Raw genomic sequence first — 20,855 nt, 5'->3', positions numbered from 1 at the left:
TCTAAACGGGCTTTCGATTCCCATCTGATTGATTTATTTCTTCAATATGCAAAAAGAAAAGGTACTCGTTTTTGAGTACCTTTTAATGTGGAGCGGATGATTACTTTGTGATACAGAAGTTGCCAATCTCGTCTTTGTCTAAAGCGTTTGGGCTTAACTTGGATCAACGCTACGCCCTAAAAACAGTTCGCTGAACTGTTTTCTAAACGGGCTTTCGATTCCCATCTGATTGATTTATTTCTTCAATATGCAAAAAGAAAAGGTACTCGTTTTTGAGTACCTTTTAATGTGGAGCGGATGATGGGAATCGAACCCACACGATCAGCTTGGAAGGCTGAAGTTCTACCACTAAACTACATCCGCTTATCTGTAACATTGTTATTATATCACGCAGTTTGGTATATGTCAAGAATTTTTTTGTTGTGAAATATACAGGGGTATTCGATGAACACCCCTGATGAATTTAAATAACTTATTATCTCACAAATTCGAACTTGTTTCAAATCGTTTTCGCAATTGTTTTAACGCTTTGGTTTCGATGCGGCTGACATAGGAACGGGATATGCCTAACATTTTGGCAACACTTTTTTGAGTCATGGCTTCCTTGCCGTCAAGACCGTATCTCAGTACAATAATCTTTTGCTCACGCTCGTTAAGTTCCTCTTTTATGAACTGACCGAGCTTTTTTGAATTAAGCTTTAAATCAAGATTGTCGATTATATTATCGTCAACCGACATAATATCAAGAAGGGTGAGAGGGTTGCCGTCCTTGTCGGTATCAATTGTTTCGTTTAAAGAAATATCCTGTGCACTTTTCTTTGCATTTCTGAAATGCATAAGAATTTCGTTTTCAATGCATCTGCTCGCATAAGAACTTAATTTTATGTTTTTGTTCATGTCAAATGTGTTGATTGCCTTTATCAGACCGATTGTGCCGATTGATACAAGGTCATCCTGTTCGCTTTGTGTTCCGTAATATTTCTTTATTATGTGTGCGACAAGTCGCAAATTGTGTTCAACAAGCATATTTCTTGCCGCAATATCGCCGTTTGCACTTTTTTCAAGACATTCACGCTCTTGCTTTTCTGTTAAAGGTTTCGGAAACGAACCGCCTCCGCAAACATGAAGAATGAAAAAACATATATATTGTCCTAAAAATCCGAGTAACTCAATCATAACAGCACCCCTTAAACTAAAATTTATCGTTATATAATTTTATTCGTGAAATGTTCAATAATTGCCTGTACCTGATTTTCCTCAAAAAACTTCACAAAGCAATCAAAAACTTGATTTTTGCAATGAATTTGTATAATATACCACTTGAAATTTTGGCAAGAATAAACTACAATTTAACTATGTCGTGTTTCGACAAAATATTTTAGGGGGGCTTTCTTTTGGAAAAGATTTTCAAACTGAAAGAAAACGGCACTAATGTCAAAACCGAGATTATTGCCGGCATTACAACATTCCTTGCAATGGCTTACATACTCGCTGTAAACCCGAGTATTCTTTCTGCCGCAGGAATGGATCCGAATGCAATCTTTGCAGCAACAGCTGTATCGGCTGCTTTCGCAACACTCATCATGGCATTTTATGCCAACTATCCTGTAGTTCTTGCTTCCGGTATGGGACTGAATGCATATTTTGCATACACAGTTGTTCCGCAGCTTGCAGAGCAGGGTATCACAAATCCATGGCAGGTAGCTTTGACAGCTATCCTTGTTGAGGGTATTATTTTCATTATCCTCTCAATCTTCAAATTCCGTGAAACACTTGTAAACAAGGTTCCTCAGAACCTTAAGTACGGTATTTCGGCAGGTATCGGTCTTTTTATCACAATTGTAGGTCTTAAGGGCGCAGGCGTTATCACAACAGACGCTTACTATGACGGCAAGGCTGTTCAGTCATCAACTCTCGTTAAGCTCGGTGATGTTGGTTCTGCTCCGGTGGTTCTTGCACTTGTCGGTATCCTCATTGTTGCTACACTCTGGCACTACAGAGTTAAAGGCTCAATCCTTATCGGTATCCTTGCAACATGGGTTCTCGGCATCATTGCTCAGCTTTGCGGTTGGTATCAGGGTGCATCGCTCATTCCTGATTTTGCAAACTACTCTGTATTCGGACCTGTCCAGAATATGGCAACAGAAACTTTCTTCAAGTTTGATTTCGGTTATGTGGCACAGCATGCGCTTAACTTTGCCGTTATCGTATTTGCATTCCTCTTTGTTGACCTCTTCGATACAGTAGGTACACTTATCGGTGTTGCTCAGGAAGGTAACCTCCTCAATGAAAAGGGCGAACTTCCCCGTGTAGGTCGTGCTCTTATGTCTGACGCACTCGGTACATGCCTTGGTGCTTGCCTCGGTACATCAACAGTAACATCTTATGTTGAGTCAACAACAGGTGTTGCAGAGGGTGGCAGAACAGGTCTTACAGCTCTTACTTCTGCAATTCTCTTTATCCTTGCTATTCCGCTTTATCCGATTTTCCTTGCTATTCCTTCATTTGCAACAGCTCCTGCACTCGTATTTGTAGGTCTTCTTATGATTAAGAATGTTACAAAGATGGATTTTGACTCAGACATTGCCGATACAGTCGGCGGTTTTGTAGCAATCATCTTTATGCCGTTTGCATATTCAATAGCAACAGGTATCATGTTCGGTATCCTTACTTGGGTTATTCTCAAGATTGTTACAGGCAAAATCAAAGAAATTCATCCGATTATGTGGGTTGCGTTTGCTTTGTTTGCAGTAAGAATTGTAACACTGATTTGCGGTGTATCGTCGTAACTTCATATATAAACTCTGCGGGGGCGTTTTTCGCTCCCGCTTTTTGTGTTTTCTTACAAGTTAAATAGGTTATTGTTGTGCAACAGGCTCATTGACATATACAGCCGTTTATGATATGCTTTAATCATATTATTAATATATGAATAGGGTGGTTAATTTGAAAATTTCAACAAAGGGCAGGTATGCGCTCCGACTTATGGTTGACCTTGCTCAGTGTAAACAAGGGGAAAATGTAGCCCTAAAGGAGGTTGCCGCCCGTCAGGGAATATCGCTTAAATACCTTGAACAGATTATTACCGTACTTACAAAGGCAGGTTATGTGCTCAGCGCAAGAGGTTCAAACGGAGGATATCGTCTTGCTCATGAACCCGAATATTATACAGTCGGTATGATTTTAAGACTCACCGAGGGCAGTCTTGCACCCGTGGCTTGCCTTGAGGGTAATGAAAATACCTGTGATCGTCGTGAACAATGTTCAACGCTTTTTGTGTGGGAAAAACTCCAGAAGGCTATTGACGATGTTGTTGACAACATTACTCTTGCCGACATTATTGCAAATTCGGCAGATAACTATGTAATTTAATATAATCCGAAAGCATCCTTTACGGGTGCTTTTGTTGTTTACACAGCAATTTAGTAGGTAATGCGGTGTTTTGCCGTTTGCAAATGATGTTTTTGAATATTAGTTTTAAAAAATCAGAAAAAATTTCAAATTGACTGCTTAACGGTTGAAATTAAAAAAACGGCTTGAATATCGGCTTTTTCGACCTTTTCAATGATCAAAGCCCAGCAAACCTACTAAACCAATAGGAAAGATAAGAAAAAATTTCAAAAAACCTATTGACAAATAAAAAATCTGTGGTATGATATAGACAATCCAATTAAAACCCACCAATCAAATAGGAAATATGGGAAAGGTGATCCGAATGAAAAATCTCAGATTTAAACGATGTTGCAGTAATGCGCGAATGTGATACGGGACACATCAAATCCGCAACATAACTTCTGAAATTAAAATTAAAATGAAATGAGGACATTAAAATGAGTAAATTAAGCGAAAGAAATCTTAAATTTGAAACGAAACAGCTTCACATCGGTCAGGAAACAGCAGACCCTGTAACAGACGCAAGAGCAGTTCCGATTTACGCAACTACTTCTTATGTATTCCACAACAGTCAGCACGCCGCAGACCGCTTTGCACTCAAAGATGCAGGTAACATCTACGGCAGACTTACAAACCCGACAGAGGATGTTTTTGAAAAGAGAATTGCAGCTCTTGAGGGCGGCACAGCAGCTCTTGCAGTTGCATCAGGTGCAGCGGCAGTTTCATATGCACTTCAGGCTCTTGCAAAAGCAGGTGACAACATCGTAGCCGCAAAGACAATCTACGGCGGCACATACAACTGGCTTGAGCATACATTCTCAGAGTACGGTGTAACAACAAAGTTTGTTGATCCTGACGAAGAAAACGCATTTGAAAATGCAATTGACGAAAACACAAAGGCTGTTTTCATTGAATCACTCGGTAACCCCAATTCAAATATTATTGATATTGAAGAAGTGGCAAACATTGCTCATTCACACAAGATTCCGCTTGTAATCGACAGCACATTCGCTACACCTTATCTTCTCAGACCGTTTGAGTACGGCGCAGATATCGTTGTTCATTCGGCAACAAAGTTTATCGGCGGTCACGGTACGGCTCTCGGCGGTGTAATCGTTGAAAGCGGCAAGTTTGACTGGGCTGCATCAGGCAAGTTTCCACAGTTCTCAGAGCCTAACGCATCATACCACGGTGCAGTATTTACAGAGGCCGCTCCGGGTGCTGCTCTTGTAACTTATATCCGTGCCATTCTCCTCAGAGATACAGGCGCTACACTTTCACCGTTCCATGCATTTTTATTCCTCCAGGGCCTTGAAACACTTTCACTTCGTGTTGAACGCCATGTTGAAAATGCACTCAAGGTTGTTGACTTCCTCTCTAAGAACCCGAAGGTAGAAAATGTTAATCATCCTTCACTTCCTGACAGCAAGTACAACGCACTTTACAAGAAATACTTCCCGAAGGGTGCAGGTTCAATCTTCACATTTGAAATCAAGGGCGATGCTGAAACTGCAAAGAAATTCATCGACCACCTCGAAGTATTCTCACTTCTTGCAAATGTTGCAGATGTTAAATCTCTTGCAATTCACCCTGCATCAACAACTCATTCACAGCTCAGCGAGGCAGAGCTTGCAGAACAGGGCATTAAGCCAAACACTATCAGACTTTCAATCGGCACAGAGAATATCGACGATATTATCTATGACCTTCAGGAAGCATTTGATTCACTTGATGACTGATTTTAATTTGTTTAATTTTGAAAGGACTTGATTTTTGTGAGCAAAGTATATACAAGTGTAACAGAACTTATCGGCAGAACACCGCTTATCGAACTCGTTAATATAGAAAAGAAATATGACCTCAAGGCAAAGGTTGTTGCAAAGCTTGAACTCTTTAATCCTGCCGGCAGTGTTAAGGACAGAGTGGCAAGAGCTATGGTTGAGGATGCTGAAAAGAGCGGTAAGCTCAAAAAGGGTTCAACAATCATTGAACCGACATCAGGTAACACAGGCATCGGTCTTGCATCTGTAGCTACTGCAAAGGGCTACAAGACAATCCTCACAATGCCCGAAACAATGAGCGTTGAGAGAAGAAACCTCCTCAAGGCATACGGTGCTGAAATCGTTCTTACTGACGGTACAAAGGGTATGAGCGGTGCAATTGCAAAGGCTAAAGAGCTTGAAAAGGAAATTGACGGCGGCATTATCCTCGGTCAGTTTGAGAATCCTGCTAACCCTAAGGCTCATTTTGATACAACGGGTCCGGAAATCTGGGAGGATACGGACGGCAATGTTGATTTCTTCGTTGCAGGTGTCGGCACAGGCGGTACACTTAGCGGTGTGGGTAACTTCCTCAAGTCAAAGAAGGCTGATGTAAAGGTTGTTGCAGTTGAGCCGCAGACTTCTCCCGTACTTTCGGAGGGCCACGGCGGTCCTCATAAGATTCAGGGTATCGGCGCAGGCTTTGTTCCCGATACTCTCGATACAAAGGTATATGACGAAATTCTTCCGATTGCTAACGAAGCCGCTTTCTCAAATGCAAATGATATTGCAAAGACAGAAGGTATCCTCGTAGGTATCTCATCAGGCGCCGCTCTTGCAGCCGCAATTGAGCTTGCCAAGCGTGAAGAAAATGCAGGTAAGACAATCGTTGCATTGTTCCCCGACACAGGTGAGCGTTACCTTTCAACAGGCGTATTTAACAGCTAATAAGTAATTGGATTACTTCCCGATATTGACAAAGGACAGCCACATAGACTGTCCTTTGTCTTTTTTTATTGCAACCGTTAATTCGATATGGTACAATTGTTTTGTAGGTGAGTTTATGAAAGTTAAAATTTGCGGAATTACATCCGCCGAAGACATTAAGATAGTAAATGCCTGCAAACCCGATTTTGCGGGCTTTGTAATGTTCTTTTCAAAGAGTAAGCGGAATATTTCTCCCAAAACCGCCAAGAGCCTGATTGAAACGCTTGATAAAAATGTTTTGTCGGTTGCGGTAACTGTTTCACCGACTCTTGAACAGGTGAAAACTGCATATGACTGCGGTTTCGACTACATTCAAATTTACGGTGAGGTTGGAGAAGATGTGCTTTCAAATCCGTATTTAAAGGTAATCCGTGCGTTTAATGTGAGCGACCTTGAAAAGTTTGACGAATACAGAATGAATCAGAACATTGTAGGCTATGTTTTTGACGCACACGAACCCGGCAGCGGAAAAACCTTTGACTGGACAATGCTTGAAAATCTGCCTCGTGATGATAAATTGTTTATGCTTGCAGGAGGTTTGAATCCCGAAACCGTTGCAAAAGCCGTAAAAGCCGTTAAGCCTGACGGAGTTGATGTAAGTTCGGGTGTTGAAAATTCAAACGGCAACGGTAAAGATTTTGAAAAAGTGAAGAAATTTATTATATCGGCTCGAAGTGAAAATTAATAAAACAGTAAAAAAATGTTGACAAACCGTGATTTTATGTTATAATAAATCTGTTATGTTGTGTACATAACAATCCTTGCGGTGAAAACCGCCATAATGTCCAGAAGGAGGTGCAATATTAATGGCAGTAACAGCTAATTACGAAACAGTAATGATCATTTCAATGAAGAAGGGCGAAGAAGGTATCCAGGCCATCGTTGAAAAGTTCAAGGCTCTCATTGAGAAGCATGCCACTTTGAAGAATGTTGACGAATGGGGCAAGAGAAAGCTTGCTTACCTTATCAACAAAGAGAGCGAAGGCTATTATGTTCTTTTCGATTTTGAAAGTGAAGCTGAGTTCCCTGCAGAGCTCGACCGTATCTACAAGATCACAGAAGGCGTAATGCGTTCAATGATAATCAAGAAGGAAGTCGAATAATCAATTTGTAGGGGTTAACCCGAACACGAAAGGAAAAGTATGTTAAACAGAGTAATCTTAATGGGCAGAATTACAGCTGACCCTGAATTAAAAACAACAAACACAGGCGTAAGCGTTACAAGCTTCAGCATTGCAGTTGATCGCAACTATGTAAAGCAGGGCGAGGAGCGTAAAGCCGACTTCTTTAATATTGTATGTTGGAGAAGTACAGCGGAATTTGTATGCCGTTACTTTGGAAAGGGTTCTCTCATTGCTGTTGAAGGACAGCTCCAGAGCCGTCAGTTCCAGGCTAAGGACGGTTCAAACCGTTACGTTGTTGAGGTTGTAGCAGACAATGTTTCGTTCACAGGCGAACGCCGTGACAACAATGCAGGCGGCTACAATCAGTCCTATGGCGGCAATCAGTCATACGGTGCTCCGTCTTACGGCGGAAACCAGGCTTATCATCAGGAACCTGCTCAGCAGGCACCTGCGTCTTATCAGAGCGGTTCAAACTCTGATTTTCAGGATATGCCGTTGGACGATGATTTACCATTTTAACTTCAACTTAATTTAAATAATTCTCATTGAAAGGAGAACTTCATCATGGCAGACAGACCAATGAACCGTGGCAGAAAAGCTCGCAAGAAGGTTTGCGGCTTCTGTGTTGACAAGGTTGAGAATATCGATTACAAGGATATCGCTCGTCTTCGTCGTTATATGTCAGAAAGAGGAAAGATTCTTCCTCGTCGTGTAACAGGTACTTGCGCAAGACATCAGCGTGAGCTTACAGTTGCTATCAAGCGTGCTCGTCACCTTGCTTTGCTTCCTTACACAGCTGACTAATTTAATAACAGCTTTTAACACCGTACTTTTTGTACGGTGTTTTTTTATGCAATAAAAGCAGGGTATTTTTAGTACCCTGCTTTTTTGTTAAAATAAATCGCTGTGTGAACCTGTTCTTGTAAGAAATAATATCAGTTCATCTTCTAAATACTCATAAATTAACAGCCAGTCAGGCTCTAAGTGACATTCATGTTTGCCTTTGTAGTTTCCTATCAGCAAATGGTCACGATATTTGTCCGGAAGAATTTCGTCATTTGCGAGCATATCAATTACTTTTTTCAGAATGTTCAAATCTTTGTTTTGCTTTTTAATTTTTTTAAAATCTTTTTTGAATTGATTTGTGGGTTTGATTATATATTTCATTTATCCAAATCCTCAAATAATTCATCGGCACTGCTATAGCTCTTATAAAGTTCGGGATGTTTTTTCATCTCTTCAACTTCGGCAAAAGCTGCTTCGGTTTCTGCATTATATTTGCGAATAGTAAATGGAATACCGTTAAATTCAAGCGACTGCTGAATGAAAAGATTGATGGCGGTAGTCATATCAAGTCCTAAAGATGAAAACAGTTCCTGTGCTTTTAATTTTTTATCAGCATCAATTCTGATGTTTATATTTGTCATAGCCATAAAATCATCTCCTTGCTATTATGTTATCACAATGTAATAACATTGTCAACATTATCTTGTGCATATTTTTTGTTAGTTTTTTCTGTAATTAACCTATTGACAAATACCCTAATGGGGTATACAATCATAACTGTAAGATACCTATAGGGGGTATCATAAAAGGGCTTTGAATAATATATCCCATTTTGAAATTATGAGGTTGATATTATGGAGAATAATAAGTGTGAACATTGTGCAAAACACAAGCACCGTACCGAAAAAGAATACAAGTCGCTTGTAAACCGACTTAATCGTATTGAAGGTCAGATACGGGGGATAAAGGGTATGCTTGAAAAAGACGCCTACTGTCCCGATATTCTGGTACAGGTTGCCGCCGCCAATGCGGCACTCAACGCTTTTAACAAGGAGTTGCTTGCTAATCATATCCGCACCTGTGTTGCAGATGACATAAGGGCAGGTAACGATGAAACAATTGACGAGCTTGTCGGTGTTTTGCAAAAGCTTATGAAGTAGGAGAAACTATGACTCAATACAATGTAACGGGCATGAGCTGTGCCGCCTGTGTTGCCCGTGTTGAAAAGGCGGTATCAAAGATTGACGGAGTAAATTCCTGTTCCGTCAGTCTGCTTACAAATTCAATGAATGTTGACGGTTCAGCTGATTCGTCTGCAATTATAAAAGCCGTGCAGAATGCCGGCTATGGTGCGTCTTTGAAAGGCAAAGAGAAAAAATCGCCCGATGCAGAGGATTCTCTCAAAGATACCGAAACACCCAAAATCAGAAAAAGACTTATCGCATCGCTCATTTTCCTTGCAGTGTTGATGTATTTTTCAATGGGACATATGATGTGGGGATGGCCTTTGCCGTCATTTTTTGACAACAACCATATTGCAATGGGACTTGTTCAGCTGATTTTGTCAGGCATAGTGATGGTGATTAATCAGAAATTTTTTGTCAGCGGCTTCAAGGGGATTATCCGCCTTGCTCCCAATATGGACACGCTTGTTGCACTTGGTTCGGGCACAGCCTTTGTTTACAGCACAATTGCGTTGTTTATGATGACCGATGCACAGGTGAGAGGTGACTCGGCGGCGGTTATGTCGTATATGCACGAGTTCTATTTTGAATCAGCCGCAATGATTTTGGCACTCATCACAGTCGGTAAAATGCTTGAGGCTCACTCAAAGGGCAAAACTACCGACGCTCTCAAAGGCTTGATGAAACTTGCACCAAAGACTGCTACGATTATAGTTGACGGTGTTGAAAAGACTGTTCCGATAGAGCAGGTGAAAAAAGGCGATATATTCGCAGTTCGTCCGGGTGAGAGTATTCCTGTTGACGGAGTTGTTATTGACGGAGAAAGTGCCGTCAATGAATCAGCGCTGACGGGTGAAAGCGTTCCTGTTGACAAGCTTGTCGGCGATACGGTTTCAGCCGCAACAATCAATCAGTCGGGATATATCCGCTGTGAGGCTACGAGAATCGGTGAGGACACAACGCTGTCGCAGATTATTAAAATGGTCAGCGATGCGTCAGCCACCAAAGCGCCTATCGCAAAAATTGCCGACAGGGTATCGGGTGTGTTTGTTCCTGCGGTAATCACAATTGCCGTGATTACTGCAATCGTGTGGCTGATGCTCGGTCAAAGTGTAGGATTTTCGCTTGCAAGAGCCATTTCCGTTCTTGTAATCAGTTGTCCGTGTGCATTGGGACTTGCAACCCCTGTTGCGATTATGGTCGGCAACGGTGTCGGTGCAAAGAACGGAATCCTCTTTAAAACTGCAGTTTCACTTGAAACGGCAGGCAGAATTGACACGGTTGTTCTTGACAAAACAGGCACGGTTACCAAGGGTGAACCCGCCGTTACCGATATCGTTACAGTCGAAAATATCTCGGAAACCGAGCTTTTGAAAACAGCCGTTGCTCTTGAAAAATCAAGCGAACATCCGCTTGCAAAGGCAATTGTAGTTTATGCAAACGACAGGCATATTATCGGCGATGCCGTGACTGAGTTCAATGCCGTAACGGGTAACGGACTTACCGCAAAAATCGGCTCAGAAAGCGTTTACGGCGGCAATTACAGATATATTTCACAGTTTGCTGAAATTTCATCAGACGAAAAAGCAAAGGCTGAACAGCTTGCGGAAGAGGGCAAAACTCCGCTGTATTTCTGTAAAGGAAATAAACTTCTCGGTATTATTGCTGTTGCAGACATAATAAAAGAGGACGGCAAACAGGCTGTTAATGAACTCAAAAATATGGGTGTGCGTGTTGTAATGCTTACGGGCGATAACGAAAAAACCGCAAAAGCCGTTGCAAAAAATGCAGACATTGATGAAGTTGTTGCAGGAGTTCTTCCTGACGGCAAGGAAAAGAATGTAAAAGAGCTGAAAAAATACGGCAAGGTTGCAATGGTCGGTGACGGCATTAACGATGCGCCTGCCCTCACAAGCGCAGACTTGGGTATTGCAATCGGAGCGGGAACGGATGTTGCAATTGATGCGGCAGATGTTGTACTCGTAAAGAGCCGCCTTGCAGATGTTCCTGCAACAATAAGACTCGGCAGAGTAACACTCCGTAACATTCACGAAAATCTTTTCTGGGCATTTATTTACAATGTAATCGGTATTCCGCTTGCCATGGGTGCATTTGTCAATCTTTTCGGCTGGCAGTTAAATCCGATGTTCGGTGCGGCGGCAATGAGCCTTTCAAGCTTTTGTGTTGTAACAAATGCATTAAGACTTAATTTTGTTAAGGTTCACAGCTCAAAGCATGACAGAAAAATAAAACATAAAAATAAAAAGGAGAATAAAACCATGGAAAAAACAATGAAAATCGAAGGTATGATGTGTCCGCATTGCGAGGCAACAGTAAAGAAAACTCTTGAGGCAATTGACGGTGTTGAATCGGCAGAAGTAAGCCACGAGAAAGGCTCAGCCGTTCTTACAATGTCAAAAAATGTTGAAGATTCCGTTCTAAAAAAAGCAGTAGAGGACGCAGGATACAAAGTAAATTGAAAATTTAAAATGTAAAATTGAAAATTAAGGTCGGGAAGAGAGTGTGTAAAATGAAATGCTCTGTTTCCCGACCTTTGTTTTATTGTATGTAAAATTGTGCAAAATAATGACAGCGTAATTACAATTGCTTGACATTGTAATTTGTATGTGGTATTATACATATACAGATATAAAGGAGTTGATTTTATGGCAACAACAAATCTGAATGTCAGAGTTGATGAAAATCTTAAAAAAACAGCTGACACATTGCTTAACGAACTTGGTTTGAATATGTCAACAGCAATCAATATCTATCTCAAACAAATTGTCAGGGAGAACGGCATACCGTTTGAAATCAAACTTGATAAGCCAAATGCAGAAACCTTGCAGGCTATGCAGGATGTCAGAGAGGGCAAAAATCTTCACGGTCCTTTTAATTCTTTAAGCGAGCTTATGGAGGACTTGAATGCTGACGATTAAGTATCATACCCTGTTTAAAAAGGATTTTAAAAGAATAAAAAAGCGTGGCGATTTATTCTGAACTTAATATTTTAAATTAAGGCACTTTGTAGAAATGCAGAGTGCTTTTTATGTATAATAAAATTTCAAAGTTTTGTAATCATTTGTATGGGAACATCCACTATACACTTTTCATGTAACGGTAAAAAGTTTGTGATAAGACTGGTTTTATAAATGCAACAAAGATGTTGTTCTACATAAGAAAAAACGGAGTAACCAAAACCGATTACTCCGTAAATTCAATGTTAAATTACATTTTGTTTGCAAGGGCTCTTTCAAGCCAAATGTCTGCAATATCCATAGCAAGGAACAATCCCTTTTTCTCGCTTGACTTAACAAGCTGTTTTCTCGGTGAAAGATAAGGGTCTGTAGCCATTAGCTGAACTGTTACCTTATCGGCAATCTCAGTTCCGTTGACATCCTTTTTGCTTTTGATTTGCATTCTTATAACATACGGTTCTTCCATACTGCCGTAGTAAATCTCGTCATTGCAACGAACGAGCGGTCTGCCCTTGTAAGTCGAAAATTTCTTTTCGGTCTTTTTGGTATCTGCCACAAGGCATCATCCTTTCTTAAACATTAAGATACGATTTTACCAGTGCTTCAAGTAGGTCGTCACGGTCGATCTTGCTGATGATGTTGCGAGCGTTATTATATGTTGTAATATAGGTCGGATCCTCGCTTAAAATATATCCCACAATCTGATTAATAGGGTTATATCCTTTTTGGCGGAGGGCATCATAAACGATTGTAAGCCCTGCTTTTATCTGGTCATCTTTTTCCTCACCAAGAGAAAAAATCATTGTTTTATCCAACATACTGAAACACCTCCTATTCTGCTACTATACCATATTTCAAAGTAAATTTCAAGCACTTTTTAATAAATATGCCTAATTTATGTTATTTCAATGTCAAAAACATTGCTTTGTGTGATAAAACAGCAGTAATATTTTTTAATTTTATCTTATGCTTGTCAGATTATGTCACAAAAAGGGGACGGAAAAACCGCCCCCATAATTTTTAGCCTCTGAGCTTTACTCCGTTTTCAGAAAGATTTGAGATTATCTTGTCCATAATCTTCTGAACCTCGGCTGATGAAAGTGTTCTTTCATTTGATGAGAACTCAAAGCGGATTGTTACGCTGTGAACTGTATCTGTGTCATATGTGTCAACAATCTTTGTGCTTTTGAGAATCTCTCCGCCTTCGTTTTTCCAACACTCTGCAAGGTGTGAGAAGAACATTCCCTGAGGAACTTCAACGCTGATGTCGTAGTCCATCGGCGGGAACTTTGACGGTTCGTCATAAACAATCGGAGCGGCCTCTGTGTTTGCATAAGCGTTCACATCAATTTCTGCAAATACAATTGCGGCTTTTTTGTCAATCTTCTTGTTTACTGTCGGATGAACAATGCCGATTGTACCGATATTTCTGCCGTCAAGGCACACCGAATAGAGGTTTACGGGGTGTTCGTAGCTGTGAGTCGGTTCAGCCTTTTCAAATGTGAGAGCCTTGTGCTTGATTTCATCTGTTACAACTGCGAGAATGTCACGGAGTTCAAAATAGATGTCCTTAACATTTCTTGTCTTGCTGTAAAGTGTGATTGCAAGCTTTTTGTTCTCAATGCAAAGACCGTTTTCGTCAAGACCGTTTACAACTCTGCCGATTTCAAAAATACCGAAATCGTTTGAGAATGAAAGGTTTGATTTAATCTGACAAAGCTGTGTGGGAACAATTGAATTTCTTAATGTTTCAATATTCGGGTTAGTTGCGTTTGCAAGCTTAACATTATCCTCAACAGGAATGTCAATTGCCTTGAGTTCATCGTTGTATGCCCATACATATGAGTGAAGCTCGTGGAGATTGTATCTCTTAACGAGCATATCCTTGATTTTGTTTTCCGTAGTTTTAACAACGCTTGCTCTTACGGGGTAGAGGGGAGAGCGTGTTGTGTGAATTTCAAAGTTGTCATAGCCGTAAATACGGGTGATTTCTTCAATGATGTCAGCCTTGATTGTAACATCCTTTGTTGCTCTCCAGCTTGGAACCGTTACGCTGAAGTTATCGTTGTTGAGCTCAACCTTAAAGCCGAGGCTTTCGAGTGTTGCAACAATTCTGTCGTTGCTGATTTCAATGCCTGTGTAGCGGTCAACAAAGTTTTTGTCAAAGTCAAGAACAACTGTGTCATACCTGAATGCGTACTCGTCTGTGAGCGAAGAAACAACCTTGATGTCGCTGTCATACTTTTTGAGAAGATATACAAATCTTGCAATTGCAGTAACAGTCATTTCAGGATCAAGACATTTTTCATATCTCATTGATGCGTCTGTTCTGTGAGCAAGTCTTACTGTTGACTTTCTTACGGAAACTGCGTTGAATGTTGCGGATTCAAGTGTGAGAGTAGTTGTATCGTCAACAATTTCCGAATCAAGACCGCCCATGATACCGGCAATTGCTACAGGAGTGTTGCCGTTGCAAATCATAAGTGTGTTTTCGTCAATGTTTCTTTCAACACCGTCAAGTGTTTTGAAAGTGAAAGGCTTGTCAAAACGCTTGATTCTGATTTTTTCAACCTTTCTTGAATCGAAAGCGTGCATCGGCTGTCCCATTTCAAGCATAAGGTAGTTTGTAAGGTCAGCAAGATAGTTTATTGCTCTCATACCGCAGTAGAAAAGACGGATTCTCATATTTACGGGGCTTACATTGCGGTTGATGTTCTCAATCTGTAAGCAGCTGTATCTCTGACAGAGAGTGTCCTCAATCTTCATATCAATCTTTTTAAGACCGTCATATGCCTTTAAATCGTCAAGGTCAAAAGGTTTAAGCTCTCTGCCTGCAAGTGCGGCAAATTCTCTTGCGATTCCGTAGTGTCCCCAAAGGTCGGGACGGTTTGTAAGCGACTTGTTATCAACCTCAAAAACAATATCGTCAATTTCGTAAATATCCTTAAGGTCTGTGCCGTTCTTAACATCATCTGTAATTTCCATAATGCCGGAGTTGTCATCACTGATACCGATTTCAGCCTCACTGCAGCACATACCGTTTGATGTAAAGCCGGCAAGAGGTCTTGGTGTAATCGTGATTTCGCCGATTTTAGCGCCAATCTTTGCAAAAGCGGTTTTAAGACCGACTCTTACATTCGGAGCACCGCAGACAACATCAATAAGTTCATCTTCGCCTGCATCAATTTTGAGGAGATGAAGTTTCTTTGAATCGGGATGATTTTCAACCGACTTAATTTCACCTACAACAATACCGCTGATTTCACTGCCCTTGCGGAGAATATCGTTTTCAACCTCGGCTGTGGAAAGAGAAAATTTGCGGATAAGTTCAATTTTATCAAGACCGCTCAAATCAACAAAGTCCTGAATCCAGTTCATAGATAAAAACATTTTGTATCTCCTCTCTTATTCGTCATCAGTAAACTGTGAAAGTGCTTTAAGACTGCCGCTGTTAAGGTCACGGATATCTTTGATTCCGTACTTCATCATTGCAAGTCTTGTAAGACCGAGACCAAACGCAAAGCCTGTGTATTTTTCGGGATCAATTCCGCCCTCACGCAGAACATTGGGATGAATCATACCGCAGGGGCATAGCTCAAGCCAACCGCTGTGCTTACATGACGGACAACCCTCGCCGCCGCAGATAAGACAGCTGATGTCGAGTTCAAAACCCGGTTCAACGAATGGGAAAAAGCCGGGGCGAAGTCTTACCTTGATATCCTTTTTGAATACCTCGGAAAGCATTGTTTTCATAAAGTAGATAAGGTTTGAAATTGAAATGTCCTTGTCAACCATAACGCCTTCCATCTGGAAAAATGTGTTTTCGTGACAAGCGTCCGTAGCCTCGTTTCTGAAGCATCTGCCGGGGAAGATGGCTTTTATAGGGGTGCCGTTTTCAATAAGTCCCTTGCCGTACTTTTTAAGAATTGCGTTCTGTGCGGCTGATGTGTGTGACTTTAAAAGCTGACCGTTGTCAAGGTAGTAAGTGTCCTGCATATCTCTTGCGGGGTGGTGCTTCGGAATGTTAAGAGCCTCAAAGCATTCGTAGTCGGTTACGATTTCGGAGTAGTCCTCAATGTTAAATCCCATTGATGAGAAAATCTTTTCGCATTCTCTCTGAACAAGGGTGATTGGGTGATAAGAACCCCTTGCAAGCGCAACAGGCGATGTAATGTCAAACTGCGGCATCAAGGCGATTTCACGCTGAATTTCCTTTTCTTTAAGTTCCGCAAGTCTTTCTTCAATAAGCTGTGCGGCCTGTGCCTTGAGCTTGTTTACCTCAGCACCGAAAGTTTTTCTTTCCTCGTTGGGAAGGTCTTTCATACCCTTTAAAAGAGCCGTGATGCTGCCCTTTTTGCCAAGGTAAGCAACTCTGATTTTATCAAGGTCGGTCAAATCTTGTGTTTCGCCGAGTCTTGACTTGATTTCGTCTTTTAAACTTAATAATTTCTCGTTCATAAATTACCTCCGTAAAAATAATAAAGCCCTGCGTAAAATCAATTACGCAGGGACGAAATAATCCGTGGTACCACCCTGATTTTTGCATCAAAGCAAACACTCCCGAAAGCAGACACTTTCACAACCTGTAACGGAGTCAGCCGTTGAGATCTACTGAAAATTTCAACCTCACCACTCGGAAGGGAACTTCACACCTGCAACACCGTTGTATGCTTTCAGCCCCGGCACACATTCTCTTTGACGGTATAACGCAAACGCTACTTTCTTCGTCATCATGTTATCTTTTTCTATGATAACACCAAAACATTTTTTTTGCAAGAGTTTTTGTATCTTTTGTTGAAAAAAACAACAGCCTGTGATATCATATGAAATATCAATCAAAAAGGAGAAAATACATTGAATAATTTTAACGAACAGGTTGTAAGACGGGTTAACAAACCTAAAAATCTGATTATAAAAATTGTTTCGGTGCTTTTGCTTATTTTAGTGCCGACAACATTGTTTTTACTTGCTTTTGCAACAATTGCATATCTTATCTATGTGGCTTTTTTCGTGTTTGTAGGCGGAATTTATGCTGTTTGGTATGTGTTCAGTATTCAGAAAGTCGATTTTGAATATTCGGTTTCGGGCAATGAGCTTGAAATTGCAAAGGTTGTTGCATTGCGCAAAAGAAAAACCATGTGCAAGGTTCAGATTAACGAGATTGAAAGACTTGAAAAAGACGATACCGAAATCAAGAAGATGAGGTTTCTCAAAACTTTTATCGCCGCAAGAGATATTGACTCCAAGGACGAAAACTATTTCGCTGTTTTCAACAGTCCTGCATACGGCAGATGTCTTCTTGTTTTTACTCCGAACGAGGATATTCTCAACGGTATGAAACCGCACCTCAACAAGAATATTGTGGTTCAGTTATTCTATAAAAGAAAAATGAGTTGATTGTATGACAGTAACAGATGTAAATGTTGTAAAAAGTGCAATTTTTGAACGCCCCGATGATGCAAACAAGGGAACTCTGGGTTCATTGCTCTGCGTTTGCGGAAGCTACGGAATGGCAGGGGCGGCGGTTATGTCGGCAAAGGGTGCGTTAAGAACGGGCATAGGTCTTGCAAAATGTGCCTTGCCGAGAAGTATTTACCCGATTGTTGCCCAAACGATTCTTGAGAGCGTTTACTATCCTCTCAGCGAAAATGCAGACGGCAGAATCTCAAAGGTAAATGTTCCGTTTTTAGTCAGCGAATCGTGCAAATCCTCTGCAACTCTTGTCGGTTGCGGACTCGGTGTGTGCGACGATACATTAAAAATTGTATTTTCTTTAATAGAAAATTCCACAACACCGCTTGTGCTTGACGCAGATGCACTCAATTGTGTTGCAAAACAGCCTGAAATTCTTTTAAGGAAAAATGCGCCGATTATAATTACTCCTCACCCGGGCGAAATGTCAAGACTTACAGGTCTTGCAACTCCGCTTGTAAATGCGGAAAGGGAGAGAGTTGCCCTCGATTTTGCACAAAAGTACGGTGTTGTAACCGTTCTCAAAGGAGCGGGAACGGTAATTGCCTCTCCAAACGGCAAGGTGCTTGTGAACCCGACAGGCAATTCGGGAATGGCAACAGGCGGCAGCGGTGATGTGCTTGCAGGAATGACCGCATCAATTCTTGCACAGGGCGCAAGTGCGTTTTCATCAGCCGCAGCGGCAGTATATCTCCACGGCCTTGCAGGCGACATTGCCGCCGAAAAATACGGCAAAATCTCAATGCTCCCCACAGACCTGATAAATTGTATCCCACTTGCATATAAGCGTTGCGGTTTTTGATTTAAAATACAAGTAAGAAACAGGAATCTTTTTGCGAAAAAAAGTTGTCAAAATGATGACGATTTTGTAGTGGCGGATATTATCCACCCGCAAGTAACAACTCAAAATTTATATTAAGTCAGATTATATAAATGTCACAAAATTACTTTTATGCACTAGTGTGAGGTAATGTTTTGCATATAACTCTGTTTATGGAGGCGAATAAAAATGATGCCAACAAGAGCGGAAGCTGAAAAAATATTAGAAGAAGCTGAACAATGTAATTCGGGTCCTTGGGTAAATCACAGTCGCATTACAGCAAAATGCGCTGAAAAGATTGCGGAATTATGTGAAAATTTGGATTCGGAAAAGGCATACATATTAGGGTTACTCCATGATATTGGCAGAAAGTTTGGTGTTAGGCATTTAGGTCATGTTTATGACGGATATACATACATGATGTCATTGGGATATGATGAGGTCGCAAAAATTTGCCTGACACATTCGTTTAATAATTCAACCGTAAAGGAATACATTGGTAAATTCGATGTTTCTGATGAAGAACTTGAATTGATAGAAACTGCTCTTGCTAAAGTGAATATGGATGATTATGACAAATTAATTCAGTTATGCGATGCATTGGCAGGCAGTGACGGGGTGTTGAATATTGAAGATCGTATGAGAGATGTAAAACAAAGATATGGTTATTACCCACAAGAAAAATGGAATTCAAACATAAGATTAAAAAATTATTTTGAGAAAAAAACAGGAAATAATATATACAAAACAGTTAATCAATCGTAAGTTGAATTATCCTTTATAAGAATAAAAAGCGTTGCGGTTTTTGATTTAAAATACAAGTAAGAAACGGGAATCTTTTTGCGATAAAAAGTTGTCAAAATGATGACGATTTTGAAAGGAGTAATGATGAAGAAAATTTTATGTTTAGTTATGTGTGTATTTCTTGTTATCGGTTTGAGTGCCTGCGGAGGAGATATAAGCAAAGTGAAGACTCACGATGTGGATTCTGAAATCTATTCCGCAGATGATATTAACTCTGCTGTTGATACTATTGAAAAAGAGTTCGACGCCAATTGGAACGGCTGTACCCTCACGGAAATTTATTATGCAGGAGATGATTACTGCACCGATTTTCAGGAATTTGCCGACAGGAACAATGCAGATGAAGTTATTGTGCTGTTATCTTCATTTGATGTTGATTCATCAGGCGGCGACGGATCATTAAATCCGAATTCCACATATAATAACTGGAACTGGATTTTAGTCAGAACAAAAGGCGGAAAATGGCAGCATATTGATCACGGATATTAAGATAAAATGCATTAATCACTTATTTGTACAATGTATTAAAAAATTCACAGGACATATAATGTATCGGGAGGTGTCTTATGGCACGGAAAATCTTGATTGCATTATGTGTCCTTTTTGTTATGCCTGTTTTTGTCATTACGGGGTGTGATGAAGTGCAGGAAAATCTTTCTCCGAAATCCTCGTTTATTGCCGATTTCAGCTGTGAATACAGAAAAATGAACATCACGGGAAAGCTGTCGGCAAGCGGCAAAAAGCTCATCAATATTTCGCTTGATTCTCCGAACACGGTCAGCGGTTTGTCGGTTACATATAAGGGTTCTGATCTTGAAATTTCAAGGGAGAATATGATTTGCTCCGCCGATGAAGCGTACATTCCCGAAAGCAGTTTCCCGAATATTACAAAAGAAATTTTATACGGAATTGCAGACGGCAGGGCGGTTTTTGAGGGGAAGTGCGAAGATGTGTGTACATACAGACTTGATTCAGCGTTCGGCAAAGCCGTTGTCAGCACAAATTCAAAGGGTTGTATAAGCAAAATCAGCGTTGACGGCGAAGATTACGAAATGGTGCTTTCCGATGTGAAAGATGCAAACGACTGAACCGATTCACAAATTTTACGCTCAAAAATATTATGTAATAGCTGTATAAAAGCTTTTGGAAAGGCAAAAATACAAGTAAACAATTATTTGGAGCGTGAAAGCCTTGAATATACGAAGAGGAGATATTTATTATGCCGACCTGAGTCCCGTTGTAGGTTCGGAGCAGGGCGGAATCAGACCTGTGCTTATTGTTCAGAATAATGTCGGCAACCGATTCAGTCCGACTGTAATCGCCGCCGCAATTACAAGTCAGCAGTCAAAGGCAAATTTGCCTACCCACATTCCATTGCACGCCGACAGCTCGGGACTCGCCAAAGACAGCGTTGTTCTGCTTGAACAGGTACGAACAATCGACAAAAAACGGCTCAAAGAAAAAATGGGTACTGTTGATGAAAATTCTATGAACGAAATAAATAACGCAATATCAATCTCGTTCGGTCTTAACGCATAATTCCGCAT

The 20,855-nt window shown here is 40.8% G+C and carries 24 protein-coding genes, 1 tRNA gene and 1 other annotated feature; of the genes, 17 read left to right on the top strand and 8 right to left on the bottom strand.

Annotation, left to right across the window (positions count from 1 at the left end; all coding sequences use genetic code 11):
• Window positions 1-289 precede the first annotated feature (289 nt).
• Window positions 290-363: transfer RNA gene (locus tag AC2HW8_RS08485), tRNA-Gly, on the bottom strand.
• A gap of 117 nt (window positions 364-480) precedes the next feature.
• Complete coding sequence (sigK, locus tag AC2HW8_RS08480; RefSeq protein ID WP_046432149.1) at window positions 481-1,176, bottom strand: RNA polymerase sporulation sigma factor SigK; 696 nt, start codon at window positions 1,174-1,176, stop codon at window positions 481-483.
• A 218-nt stretch (window positions 1,177-1,394) separates the two neighbouring features.
• Between sigK and AC2HW8_RS08475 the strand changes: the two genes are divergently transcribed.
• The 8 genes from AC2HW8_RS08475 to rpsR all read left to right on the top strand — a co-directional run bounded on the left by AC2HW8_RS08475 (window position 1,395) and on the right by rpsR (window position 8,068).
• A complete protein-coding gene (locus tag AC2HW8_RS08475) occupies window positions 1,395-2,789 on the top strand; it encodes an NCS2 family permease (RefSeq protein ID WP_101028953.1) in 1,395 nt (464 codons plus the stop codon).
• Window positions 2,790-2,946: 157 nt separating this feature from the next.
• Window positions 2,947-3,372 carry an RrF2 family transcriptional regulator gene (locus AC2HW8_RS08470; protein ID WP_021883374.1) on the top strand — a complete coding sequence of 142 codons (426 nt, stop codon included), beginning with the start codon at window positions 2,947-2,949 and terminating at the stop codon, window positions 3,370-3,372.
• A gap of 458 nt (window positions 3,373-3,830) precedes the next feature.
• The gene (locus tag AC2HW8_RS08465; RefSeq protein WP_021883373.1) at window positions 3,831-5,132 is read left to right on the top strand and encodes an O-acetylhomoserine aminocarboxypropyltransferase/cysteine synthase family protein; all 1,302 of its coding nucleotides are present in this window, start codon (window positions 3,831-3,833) and stop codon (window positions 5,130-5,132) included.
• A 36-nt stretch (window positions 5,133-5,168) separates the two neighbouring features.
• Window positions 5,169-6,101, top strand: coding sequence for a cysteine synthase A (gene cysK / locus AC2HW8_RS08460; RefSeq protein ID WP_021883372.1), 933 nt, complete (start codon window positions 5,169-5,171; stop codon window positions 6,099-6,101).
• A gap of 115 nt (window positions 6,102-6,216) precedes the next feature.
• Window positions 6,217-6,825, top strand: a complete 609-nt coding sequence (locus tag AC2HW8_RS08455) for a phosphoribosylanthranilate isomerase (RefSeq protein WP_484327415.1) — start codon at window positions 6,217-6,219, stop codon at window positions 6,823-6,825.
• 121 nt (window positions 6,826-6,946) lie between these two features.
• Window positions 6,947-7,243, top strand: a complete 297-nt coding sequence (rpsF, locus tag AC2HW8_RS08450) for a 30S ribosomal protein S6 (RefSeq protein ID WP_015523608.1) — start codon at window positions 6,947-6,949, stop codon at window positions 7,241-7,243.
• A 39-nt stretch (window positions 7,244-7,282) separates the two neighbouring features.
• Window positions 7,283-7,783, top strand: coding sequence for a single-stranded DNA-binding protein (locus AC2HW8_RS08445; RefSeq protein WP_046432146.1), 501 nt, complete (start codon window positions 7,283-7,285; stop codon window positions 7,781-7,783).
• Window positions 7,784-7,828: 45 nt separating this feature from the next.
• Entirely contained in the window at window positions 7,829-8,068 is a 240-nt protein-coding gene (gene rpsR / locus AC2HW8_RS08440; protein WP_015523610.1) for a 30S ribosomal protein S18, read from the top strand.
• A gap of 87 nt (window positions 8,069-8,155) precedes the next feature.
• Here the strand turns inward: rpsR and AC2HW8_RS08435 are convergent, their stop codons facing one another.
• Window positions 8,156-8,431, bottom strand: a complete 276-nt coding sequence (locus tag AC2HW8_RS08435) for a type II toxin-antitoxin system YafQ family toxin (RefSeq protein WP_015523611.1) — start codon at window positions 8,429-8,431, stop codon at window positions 8,156-8,158.
• Entirely contained in the window at window positions 8,428-8,697 is a 270-nt protein-coding gene (locus tag AC2HW8_RS08430) for a type II toxin-antitoxin system RelB/DinJ family antitoxin (RefSeq protein WP_015523612.1), read from the bottom strand. The genes AC2HW8_RS08435 and AC2HW8_RS08430 overlap by 4 nt, the downstream gene beginning before the upstream one ends.
• A gap of 207 nt (window positions 8,698-8,904) precedes the next feature.
• Between AC2HW8_RS08430 and AC2HW8_RS08425 the strand changes: the two genes are divergently transcribed.
• The 3 genes from AC2HW8_RS08425 (at window position 8,905) to AC2HW8_RS08415 (ending at window position 12,173) form a co-directional block, all read left to right on the top strand.
• On the top strand, window positions 8,905-9,210 hold the full coding sequence (locus tag AC2HW8_RS08425; protein WP_015523613.1) for a metal-sensing transcriptional repressor: 306 nt from the start codon (window positions 8,905-8,907) through the stop codon (window positions 9,208-9,210).
• Between the two features lie 8 nt (window positions 9,211-9,218).
• Window positions 9,219-11,714, top strand: coding sequence for a heavy metal translocating P-type ATPase (locus AC2HW8_RS08420; RefSeq protein WP_117950672.1), 2,496 nt, complete (start codon window positions 9,219-9,221; stop codon window positions 11,712-11,714).
• A gap of 186 nt (window positions 11,715-11,900) precedes the next feature.
• Entirely contained in the window at window positions 11,901-12,173 is a 273-nt protein-coding gene (locus AC2HW8_RS08415; protein ID WP_021883366.1) for a type II toxin-antitoxin system RelB/DinJ family antitoxin, read from the top strand.
• Between the two features lie 289 nt (window positions 12,174-12,462).
• Here AC2HW8_RS08415 and AC2HW8_RS08410 read toward each other — a convergent pair whose 3' ends face one another.
• The 4 genes from AC2HW8_RS08410 to pheS all read right to left on the bottom strand — a co-directional run bounded on the left by AC2HW8_RS08410 (window position 12,463) and on the right by pheS (window position 16,670).
• Window positions 12,463-12,768 carry a hypothetical protein gene (locus AC2HW8_RS08410; protein ID WP_021883365.1) on the bottom strand — a complete coding sequence of 102 codons (306 nt, stop codon included), beginning with the start codon at window positions 12,766-12,768 and terminating at the stop codon, window positions 12,463-12,465.
• A gap of 16 nt (window positions 12,769-12,784) precedes the next feature.
• Window positions 12,785-13,030, bottom strand: coding sequence for an IreB family regulatory phosphoprotein (locus tag AC2HW8_RS08405; RefSeq protein WP_015523616.1), 246 nt, complete (start codon window positions 13,028-13,030; stop codon window positions 12,785-12,787).
• Window positions 13,031-13,232: 202 nt separating this feature from the next.
• The gene (pheT, locus tag AC2HW8_RS08400; RefSeq protein WP_118101310.1) at window positions 13,233-15,602 is read right to left on the bottom strand and encodes a phenylalanine--tRNA ligase subunit beta; all 2,370 of its coding nucleotides are present in this window, start codon (window positions 15,600-15,602) and stop codon (window positions 13,233-13,235) included.
• A gap of 15 nt (window positions 15,603-15,617) precedes the next feature.
• Complete coding sequence (gene pheS / locus AC2HW8_RS08395) at window positions 15,618-16,670, bottom strand: phenylalanine--tRNA ligase subunit alpha (RefSeq protein ID WP_117950674.1); 1,053 nt, start codon at window positions 16,668-16,670, stop codon at window positions 15,618-15,620.
• A gap of 45 nt (window positions 16,671-16,715) precedes the next feature.
• Window positions 16,716-16,952: a binding site (T-box leader), on the bottom strand.
• Between the two features lie 114 nt (window positions 16,953-17,066).
• On the opposite strand from pheS, the gene AC2HW8_RS08390 reads away from it, so the two are divergent.
• The 6 genes from AC2HW8_RS08390 (at window position 17,067) to AC2HW8_RS08365 (ending at window position 20,847) form a co-directional block, all read left to right on the top strand.
• Complete coding sequence (locus tag AC2HW8_RS08390) at window positions 17,067-17,609, top strand: hypothetical protein (protein ID WP_117949601.1); 543 nt, start codon at window positions 17,067-17,069, stop codon at window positions 17,607-17,609.
• Window positions 17,610-17,613: 4 nt separating this feature from the next.
• Window positions 17,614-18,486, top strand: coding sequence for an NAD(P)H-hydrate dehydratase (locus tag AC2HW8_RS08385; protein WP_484327414.1), 873 nt, complete (start codon window positions 17,614-17,616; stop codon window positions 18,484-18,486).
• Between the two features lie 207 nt (window positions 18,487-18,693).
• Window positions 18,694-19,269, top strand: a complete 576-nt coding sequence (locus AC2HW8_RS08380) for an HD domain-containing protein (protein WP_278419268.1) — start codon at window positions 18,694-18,696, stop codon at window positions 19,267-19,269.
• A gap of 120 nt (window positions 19,270-19,389) precedes the next feature.
• On the top strand, window positions 19,390-19,797 hold the full coding sequence (locus AC2HW8_RS08375; RefSeq protein ID WP_243137878.1) for a hypothetical protein: 408 nt from the start codon (window positions 19,390-19,392) through the stop codon (window positions 19,795-19,797).
• A 77-nt stretch (window positions 19,798-19,874) separates the two neighbouring features.
• Entirely contained in the window at window positions 19,875-20,396 is a 522-nt protein-coding gene (locus AC2HW8_RS08370; protein WP_484327413.1) for a hypothetical protein, read from the top strand.
• Window positions 20,397-20,499: 103 nt separating this feature from the next.
• The gene (locus AC2HW8_RS08365) at window positions 20,500-20,847 is read left to right on the top strand and encodes a type II toxin-antitoxin system PemK/MazF family toxin (protein ID WP_021883358.1); all 348 of its coding nucleotides are present in this window, start codon (window positions 20,500-20,502) and stop codon (window positions 20,845-20,847) included.
• Window positions 20,848-20,855 lie beyond the last annotated feature (8 nt).

This window comes from Ruminococcoides sp., assembly GCF_057037865.1.
Note: the sequence above shows the minus strand (reverse complement) of the source record. Positions and strands in the feature narration are given on the sequence as shown.

Coding starts and splice junctions, on each gene's coding strand:
- sigK (WP_046432149.1), bottom strand. CDS start 1,176: ATGATTGAGTTACTCGGATTTTTAGGACAATATATATGTTTTTTCATT.
- AC2HW8_RS08465 (WP_021883373.1), top strand. CDS start 3,831: ATGAGTAAATTAAGCGAAAGAAATCTTAAATTTGAAACGAAACAGCTT.
- AC2HW8_RS08455 (WP_484327415.1), top strand. CDS start 6,217: ATGAAAGTTAAAATTTGCGGAATTACATCCGCCGAAGACATTAAGATA.
- rpsF (WP_015523608.1), top strand. CDS start 6,947: ATGGCAGTAACAGCTAATTACGAAACAGTAATGATCATTTCAATGAAG.
- AC2HW8_RS08445 (WP_046432146.1), top strand. CDS start 7,283: ATGTTAAACAGAGTAATCTTAATGGGCAGAATTACAGCTGACCCTGAA.
- rpsR (WP_015523610.1), top strand. CDS start 7,829: ATGGCAGACAGACCAATGAACCGTGGCAGAAAAGCTCGCAAGAAGGTT.
- AC2HW8_RS08435 (WP_015523611.1), bottom strand. CDS start 8,431: ATGAAATATATAATCAAACCCACAAATCAATTCAAAAAAGATTTTAAA.
- AC2HW8_RS08430 (WP_015523612.1), bottom strand. CDS start 8,697: ATGGCTATGACAAATATAAACATCAGAATTGATGCTGATAAAAAATTA.
- AC2HW8_RS08425 (WP_015523613.1), top strand. CDS start 8,905: ATGGAGAATAATAAGTGTGAACATTGTGCAAAACACAAGCACCGTACC.
- AC2HW8_RS08420 (WP_117950672.1), top strand. CDS start 9,219: ATGACTCAATACAATGTAACGGGCATGAGCTGTGCCGCCTGTGTTGCC.
- AC2HW8_RS08415 (WP_021883366.1), top strand. CDS start 11,901: ATGGCAACAACAAATCTGAATGTCAGAGTTGATGAAAATCTTAAAAAA.
- AC2HW8_RS08405 (WP_015523616.1), bottom strand. CDS start 13,030: ATGTTGGATAAAACAATGATTTTTTCTCTTGGTGAGGAAAAAGATGAC.
- pheT (WP_118101310.1), bottom strand. CDS start 15,602: ATGTTTTTATCTATGAACTGGATTCAGGACTTTGTTGATTTGAGCGGT.
- pheS (WP_117950674.1), bottom strand. CDS start 16,670: ATGAACGAGAAATTATTAAGTTTAAAAGACGAAATCAAGTCAAGACTC.
- AC2HW8_RS08385 (WP_484327414.1), top strand. CDS start 17,614: ATGACAGTAACAGATGTAAATGTTGTAAAAAGTGCAATTTTTGAACGC.
- AC2HW8_RS08380 (WP_278419268.1), top strand. CDS start 18,694: ATGATGCCAACAAGAGCGGAAGCTGAAAAAATATTAGAAGAAGCTGAA.
- AC2HW8_RS08375 (WP_243137878.1), top strand. CDS start 19,390: ATGATGAAGAAAATTTTATGTTTAGTTATGTGTGTATTTCTTGTTATC.
- AC2HW8_RS08370 (WP_484327413.1), top strand. CDS start 19,875: ATGGCACGGAAAATCTTGATTGCATTATGTGTCCTTTTTGTTATGCCT.